Annotated in this window: 2 protein-coding genes and 1 pseudogene; all 3 read right to left on the bottom strand. The window is 39.5% G+C overall.

Annotation, left to right across the window (positions count from 1 at the left end; translation table 11 throughout):
* Positions 1 to 309 (bottom strand): annotated as a pseudogene (locus tag PX481_RS01905) (flotillin family protein); the annotation flags it as partial.
* Positions 310 to 337: 28 nt separating this feature from the next.
* Positions 338 to 679 carry a hypothetical protein gene (locus tag PX481_RS01900; protein WP_002757816.1) on the bottom strand — a complete coding sequence of 114 codons (342 nt, stop codon included), beginning with the start codon at positions 677 to 679 and terminating at the stop codon, positions 338 to 340.
* Positions 680 to 727: 48 nt separating this feature from the next.
* A complete protein-coding gene (locus PX481_RS01895) occupies positions 728 to 1,294 on the bottom strand; it encodes a hypothetical protein (protein ID WP_002784990.1) in 567 nt (188 codons plus the stop codon).
* Between the last annotated feature and the right edge of the window lie 337 nt (positions 1,295 to 1,631).

Here is a 1,631-nt window from a genome sequence, read left to right as displayed (position 1 = left end):
TGTGGTGACATCCATGCGTTTAACGGTTTCTAAAATTGGAATACGAATTGCCCGACCCCCCGATACCACTCGATACCCCGCATCTTGTCTATCTTTTGATTTGCGTTTCATCCCACTCAGGATTACTACTTCATTGGGTTTGCAAATACACAAAAAAGCATTGATAAACCAAATCGCACCAATCCCCAGAAATATCAATAAAGCAATGGGAACACTATTCAACAATAAATTACCAGCACTGTTGTTGTGATTGTTGTCGTCTTGATTGGGATTGATTTGGATGAGATAGGAATTATTTTGACTATTCATAGTTAGTTACCCTTTGGTTTAGAAGAAATTACAAATCGCCTCTGATATACTTTTCCGCAATGACTAAAACTTTATTGTCCTGGAAATTGAGGATAAATGCTTGATCCCCGACATTAAATTGTTCTTCCCCTTCCGTTATCGCTACTATATCGATCAGACTATCCCCGACATTAACTCGCACTTTCCCCTTGCTATTTTTATCGAAGGGGATTTGAACAACTCCGATTAAACCGATGAGAGAGTGATAATCGACGATACTATTTACCTGTTGGTTGCAGCGTCTTAACTTGACTAAAATTAGGAGTAGAATGGCCAAACCAATACCTACCCCTAAAGAAATTAAAACGATTGTGAGCAGTTGAGCATTCATAGTTTAGTTATTTACCGTTATAGTTGCCCCCAATCTAATTAACGTTAACTAATTCGAGACTTCGGCCATTTCAATCACGCGATCAGCATTATCTTTGACCAAAAAATTTAAAGGTTTATTGCGACGAACTTTATACTTTAAGCGTCGTGATTCCACCCGCATCAGAATTTGTTCTAAACAATCGTGATCAAAACAAACGTGACGATGACGATCCTTATAACCCGCGGTTGCTCCAGCAACGATGTGCAGTTGGGTATTTTTCTTTAACTGATACCATAAACCCTGGGGTTGATCTCCCAAAGAAGGGTTGGCAGTAGTCACAGCCGGATTACTAGACATATAAAATGGGTCAATCATATTATTGCCCATCGTCTGCTCATAATTGTAATAGTAATGGAGGGGGACATCGGCCGTGGGTAAATTTAAAAGTCCTTCATAAAATTGTCGGGCTGTCTCCAAATCTGTCACCATGATTGTATGAACTTTTGGGGCGCTAGTTAGAAACATCCACATGGCTAAAGCATAAGCGGCCAGAAGCATAACCATAATCCCCTGGGTGGACAGGAGAGTATCAAGGGGTAGGAAAGCGCCGAAGAAAAGATGATTTATCAACACTGATGTGATCCTATTGCCTAAGAATTTCTATCATTCCCTAATTATAATCACGACGCTGAAACTTAAGTGAACAGGGTGAGGAGTGACCAAGTTCCGTACATTTGTATTAAAATGCTCCCTACCCAGTTTAAATGCAGTACAATTGACCTCAAATTCTCCTATGGGATGAATAAGTAGCTGGTTATAATTAGGGCTTGCTGAATAATGGTAAAACCCTTTTAAAATAAAGCTTTTGACCTGTTAAAGTCCGATGTTAGTGCAAGAAAATAGGATTGGGACTTTCAAAAACCTTGCATTATCCTTCTTGTAGTACATCGCTTGGTACAAAAAACAAGGG

It is taken from the genome of Microcystis sp. M53603_WE2 (genome assembly GCF_030065435.1).
Note: the sequence above shows the minus strand (reverse complement) of the source record. Positions and strands in the feature narration are given on the sequence as shown.